The 5836-nt window shown below is 56.8% G+C and carries 5 protein-coding genes; 1 reads left to right on the top strand and 4 read right to left on the bottom strand.

The features are described 5' to 3' along the window. Positions 1 to 155: 155 nt before the first annotated feature. Together ACOI1H_RS23000 and ACOI1H_RS23005 are read right to left on the bottom strand one after the other, a co-directional pair. A complete protein-coding gene (locus ACOI1H_RS23000; RefSeq protein ID WP_422440470.1) occupies positions 156 to 731 on the bottom strand; it encodes a hypothetical protein in 576 nt (191 codons plus the stop codon). Positions 732 to 1128: 397 nt separating this feature from the next. After that, positions 1129 to 2394: a hypothetical protein gene (locus ACOI1H_RS23005; protein WP_422440472.1), complete on the bottom strand. Its 1266-nt coding sequence runs from the start codon at positions 2392 to 2394 to the stop codon at positions 1129 to 1131. Between the two features lie 660 nt (positions 2395 to 3054). Here ACOI1H_RS23005 and ACOI1H_RS23010 point away from each other — a divergent pair. Beyond that, complete coding sequence (locus ACOI1H_RS23010; RefSeq protein WP_422440473.1) at positions 3055 to 4086, top strand: Hint domain-containing protein; 1032 nt, start codon at positions 3055 to 3057, stop codon at positions 4084 to 4086. A gap of 348 nt (positions 4087 to 4434) precedes the next feature. On the opposite strand, the gene ACOI1H_RS23015 is transcribed toward ACOI1H_RS23010, so the two are convergent. Both ACOI1H_RS23015 and ACOI1H_RS23020 read right to left on the bottom strand, forming a co-directional pair. Further along, the gene (locus tag ACOI1H_RS23015) at positions 4435 to 4851 is read right to left on the bottom strand and encodes a hypothetical protein (RefSeq protein ID WP_422440474.1); all 417 of its coding nucleotides are present in this window, start codon (positions 4849 to 4851) and stop codon (positions 4435 to 4437) included. A 218-nt stretch (positions 4852 to 5069) separates the two neighbouring features. Further along, positions 5070 to 5836, bottom strand: a 767-nt coding sequence (locus ACOI1H_RS23020; RefSeq protein ID WP_422440476.1) for a hypothetical protein, incomplete at its 5' end; no start/stop codon positions are given.

The following is a 5836-nucleotide window of genomic DNA, read 5'->3' on the forward strand; positions in this document are numbered from 1 at the left end:
CTTAAACCCAACAAGCTGGCGCAATTTTACTCCGGCCATATCCAGCAATGTGGCGCAATTTCTCTCCGGTGACTGGTGCAGCTTTGGTCCGGCGGTGACAGGCCCGAAACAGAATTGTTCCGGGACCTTGAAGCCGTGCAGTCTATCATGGCAGTTTATTGGTGGCCTGAGTCCGCCTGAGGGGTGGTTGTCGCGGCACCCCGGCGTGGGTGATGCCCATCGCCGCCAGCGGACCGCGCCAACGCATGCGGTCCACGACGCTGTGAGCTGGGGGTGCCGTCATGTCTCTGCATATCACGCATATCGAACAGTGCATGTAGACGTCCCCGCGCGACGTTCAGCCGCTCCATGCCTGCTCCGATGACCCGTCCGATCACCGGCGAACCGGTAAGTGCCGACGGCACGAACCCGTGATGCGTAACAGGCACGAGGATACGTTGATCAACCCGGAACTCGGTCGGACGGTGCAGTCCGGCGGCGTGCAATTCCGCACGGCGCCCCACGCTCACAATGCGTGGGCTGATCGAGGGGCGGCGCGACGGAAACGCCGGCGCCAGAACAGCGTAGCGTGGGTCTCCGAGAGTATCGAGGACAAGGTAAGGGCTTGCGACCGCGTGATCCGCCCCCTTAACCTCTGGAATTCGAAAATAAACCACGTCGCCATATGCGATGTGATCGTGCCAGCCAGTGGCAATGTCGGAATCAAGAGATGATGTCGTTGCGTCGAGCATGTTTTAGCTATCCTTTTTGAGGTTTCGGCGCACTGGCACCCCCTAATTCGGAGTGGGAATCTTTTGACCTGCGCGTCCGCAAAATGACGTGCAGGGCCGAATGATTCTCACCCAAATGATCTGATTAAGTTTTGATTGTAGGAAGCTGCAGCATTTGCTTCCTTTGGTCTGCTCGGTTTTTTCTTCTTAGAGCAGCGCAAATTATTCACTGCCGCAGGACTGTTCAGTCGACAGTTTCGGGGGACCGGACGGCGACCAGCCGCACCCGTCCAGTGCAGTCCATGCACCAACGTCATCAGCGAGAAAGTGTTGAGCTAAATCCGGATATGCATCAGCGGCCTTGCATGATTGTAATCTGGCAGCACCATAAACACGGTATGGCACTGCCAGATTGCCGTCACGCGCCGAAGCTCGACAGCAGGGCAGTGACTGCAACCACCGAAGGTGCAATGTGCAGCAACTTTAAAGCGCGTCTTTTGTAGGTGCGCACGGCAGACCGGAAGCCCGTGTCGTGCGATGTCGGATCGTTCGCCGATGGCTGACCTATCGCATGACCTGCGGGAAGCTTAATTCCTGCTTTTTCCAAAACGGTATTCGGCGTGTCGGGACCGACGAACCCATTACTTTGCGCTGCTCCTTGCTTAGCCTCAATATCGAGCACGCTGGCAGCGTCGTCGCTGTGTGGTTGCATAATCGGCCCCTCGCTGTTGACAGGCTGAGGGTCTCGCGAGAGTGCCGTATGCAAGCGATCCGCCGCGCCGCGCTGCGAAAGCGTGAAGTTGTTCGGGGCATCGTCGCGGTGAACCAGACGTGCAGAGTGGGTCACAGTCGAGGCGGAGACCTGTGCGGTATAGAGCTGGATAATGTCTGACTTGGAAATCGATGGGTGCGCGGCACTCAGTGTTCTGACCTCCGCAATCTTCAAGGCCCTAAACCGGGATTCAAGCGTGGCAGGATCGCAATCCACAGCTTTGATAAACAGGTTCGACTCGGACGAAAGCCCCTTTTGGCCACTTGTGCCGGGAAGAATATCAATGACCGCGCCAGCACGTCCGCCAACACGCCGCATGGCAAAATCGGCCTCTTCTTTCGTTGCGACGAAGACGAAATCGTCATGTTTCGTCGCGCGCTTTACAATAACCCGCGGGGTCGCGCTGCGCCGCCAGATTTGAAAAACCGCATTCACGCAGTGCGGCTTTCCCTCGACCAAAAATGGCTCGTTCTGGAGGGGCAACTCGCTCACTAGCACAAAGTCCATGCTCAACCGGTTTTGCATTGAATCCTTGGAGAATGATGCCGGCATAATCATCGCGATAACGTCTGCAAAGCCCGCCGAGTGATTAAAAAATTTGACTGCCCCGGCACCGTTACTGCCAAAGGGTGGATTACCCACAACAGCAATTGCCCCTGCCGCGGCATCCGGCCACCACGCCAGATAGTCAGCCGTTTCGATCCCCGCAGACATTGGCTGTGTGTCGATGCCGAGCTTCGGGGATGGCATCTGTTCGAGGAATGCGCCGGCACCAGCGGAAGGCTCGAGGAACAGATTAATGCCGTCTAGCGGCAGGCTTTCGCGCAAATGCGCCAGGCACCGCGATACTGTCTGAGATTGAGTGTAATACATTTCTGCAGCGCGGGCAGCGGTGTGAGTGGTTTTCGACATTTTTCATCTTTCATGTTAATGTATGAAAGACGTCTGGTCGTTGATATTTTTTCAAAACGAATTCAGGAACTTTTTTATATCCTGCTTATTTATCAGTGCCTTAACAATACAAACACTTTTGTTAAACCTGCTAGATTTGGGTGCTTCCGAGCAATAGCGACCCCACCCAAGCGCCCTTTGAAGAACCAGTTTAGCGCCATGTTCAGGGGTACAGATTTGACCGTTATTAACCGAGCTGACACGGCGCTTCAGATCAAGCAAACCGGCCGTAATATAACTAGTGTTCGCCACCTGACACAAGATTCCCAGTCTGCCTTTGGTGTGCCCTCGGTTGGTCGGACGAAGGTTTGGGGCAGCTATGCGGACAAACCCGACTTGTGCAGGCGCGGCTCAAGCTTATGCTGAAAGCCCTCGCTCTCGCAGCGTTGGTTGTTTCGCGATGCTGCGATAGTTACCAGACCAGTCGTTAACGGTCCGGCAAGCTCCGGAGCAGTTCAGACAGACTGCAACGATGCGCTAAGAACAGGGCATTGTTTCAAGCGGGAACACAATCAAGCCACCAAAGTCACATGAAACAGTCTGGTTAACGCCCTGTTAACCAAAAAATTCCGCGTTACGCCTTTGTCCAGGAAGAGCAAAGATCCAGAATAGGCATTCATCATGACGACATTAAGCTTCTATGCGCGCGGTGATGGTGCGTCTGCAAACAACGCTGCCCTGAATGTCGACCCACAGACACAGCAGGCGACTACGCTAATTACGTTCGTTAGCGGACCCACAGGTGACCTTGTTCTGGAGGCAAATGGCGGCGGCGTTGACCCTGACACCACCGTGACGATCAACGGCACCTCTTATAATTTCATAGTGGAGCAAACCGGCGACTTGCCCCTTGGCAATGGCAAAGTGCCCAACGCTCTGGAAGGTAGTCAGGTCACCGTGATTTCGGTGGTCATCAAAGGAAGTTACGAGCGGTTCTTCTTTGTCACCGATGGCTCGGGCACGATGGCGTTGATGAATCAGATCGGCAATGGTGCTGTTCCATTGACCAACGTGGATACTACGCCGACAGAGGTTTTCATCTGTTACGGTGAGGGCACTGATATCCTCACGCCAACCGGCTACAAAAAGGCCGAATGCCTGCAGCCCGGCGACCATGTGATGACGCTGGACAATGGCCCGCAGGAAATCTTTTGGACCCGCACTAATCAACAACCGCTTGAGGCTGCCGAGGTGGATGCCAAACCTGTACTGATCAAAGCCGGGGCATTTGGCCCCGGTCGTCCGGAGCGCGATCTGATTGTGTCGCCTCAGCACCGCTTGCTGGTGGGCGGCCAAGGCCAGCTGAGCGGTGCCTTTGACACGGAGGTTTTTGTTCCCGCCAAGGCGCTGACTGGCCTGCCCGGCATTCGGTTCATGCAGGGTAAACGCAACATTACGTGGATCCATTTCGCCTGCGCACGTCACGAAGTTGTCTTTGCCAACGGCTGCGCGTCTGAATCTTTGCTGTTGGGGCCGATTGCGGTGCAAGGGCTGACCGGCGTAGAAAAGGCGCATCTGGCCGCTCTGTTCGGCTCAGGCTCTGCATCCGACACAGCCCTGAATGGACCACCGGCACGGGGCTGTCTGACCCTGCGCGCCGCCCGCGATGGCCTTTATGCCGTGCGGAGCATTCCGTTTGGCTTGGTGGCCTGACGACCGGGTTACGCGAGACCTTATCGCAGCGGCTTCTCTATAGGGGCAGCCGTACTGCTCAACATAGTGGGTTTCGTACAATCCCTCAAAGCTGGCCGGTAAACCGACTAAGGTAAACGTCAGGTCTTTAACCAGCTTCATGACATTCGATTTTTCGCAGATGCAGCACAATCCGTGCGGCGCGCGCATGCTGCGCAGTTTTGAGATTTCCGCTTCGGGCTCCTAGCTGTCATCTGACCGTTTCGCTCGGGGGTATTGGACCCATGTCCGATACAATGCCTCAATGGGCATCTTATGTCAGGTGTCGAACACTAGTATGGCCGGCCCGTGTATGGGCCGACCGACCTATCAAAACCGCGGCTTGGCGATAAGCGATGTCATTTTGCGCAAGGTGTCCTCCGTATGCAGCTGCCCTAATTTTGCTAAATGCGCGGCGAGGCCTGGATCATGACGCGCTGCCAGCGTTAAAAACCCGTCCTGCGCCTGGATTGCGCTGAGTGCGCCGCCGCGATCGATAATAGTCATGCCATCCGGTGCCATGGAAAACGCGTAACGGCTGAGGTGGAGTGCAATGAGGTTGCGCAGGGCTGCCTCTGCCACGTCCGGGCGTAACGCCGCCTCAGGTGAGCGAGCGCACTCACCCAGCCAGACCCGTAGGGGCTCGCCCCAGAGCGGTTCATCGACATAGCCGGACAGTATGAATTCGAAATAATTTGTCGTGGTTTCGGCAAAGGTTTTGAATGCCTGAGCAAGTTTGGGGGTCATGAGGGCTTATCCTTTTTTGAGGTTTATCGGCCCTGCCCTTCCCTGTTTTGTATCAGGAGAGATTGTATCTGCAGGTGCCACCCCGGACGGCTGCAAATACACTCACATCCTGATTTCTAAAGGCTTCTGCGTCGCGGCCAGCACGAGCCAACTTCCTCCACCACTGCCTGCTCTGTGCGCACATGACGGCTGGCGAGCGGAACGCCTAACCCGCAAGCCTAAGCACACAGCCTTTGGGCTTCGCCGCTCAGCACGCGACACTTTGTCAAAGGTCCCCAAAGGCGCTCTGCCGCCTGCACTGGCTTGTCATCGCATAATGCAAGCACGATAGCCTGCACCGTGCGGGCATGGAGGCGCGCCTGGCGTAGTTCGATTTGGTACACATAGGGCGCGAGCCACGCAGGAATGCTTGCCTGCCAATCTGCCATGCGGATCTTGTTTCGCTTAAGATAAGCCTTTGCCGCATCGACGCTTTGAAAGACGCGTGGCGCATCTGCAGCCAAGCCCGACGCGGACGCGCGAACACCGCCTTGCGCGGTAAGTCCCTCAATAACAGCGGCAGCAAGGCGGGAGGGTTTGAAGGCCTCCCAAGCGACAAGCTCATCGACGGGCAGGCCAGGAATAGGGATGTTGCATCCCAAGATAACGCGCTTTGGCACGGTGGCCCGCGCGAGCCGCAGGCGCTCCACGAGTTGCCGCGTCGCCAACTCCCGCGTTTGACGCTGGACCCTGCGGATCAGAGGATCGGGGTGGCAGGGCACCTGAACGGCCCAAGCCTCGCCATTGCTCATATCATAGCCCATCTCTATGTCGACCATCTGGCAAGATCCATCCGCGCCCGGCGTTAAAAACGTCAGATCAGCGTCTGGCCGGTCGCCCCACAAGGCGCGCCCATGGTCTTCCAGCACAGAGACCGGCAGTTCCTCGCGTCCGATCGCGATGACCGTGGAACATGCCTCATAACGGTTGGACCCAAGTGACCGGC

The sequence above is a fragment of the Loktanella sp. DJP18 genome (genome assembly GCF_049310965.1).
Taxonomy (GTDB): Bacteria; Pseudomonadota; Alphaproteobacteria; order Rhodobacterales; family Rhodobacteraceae; genus Loktanella.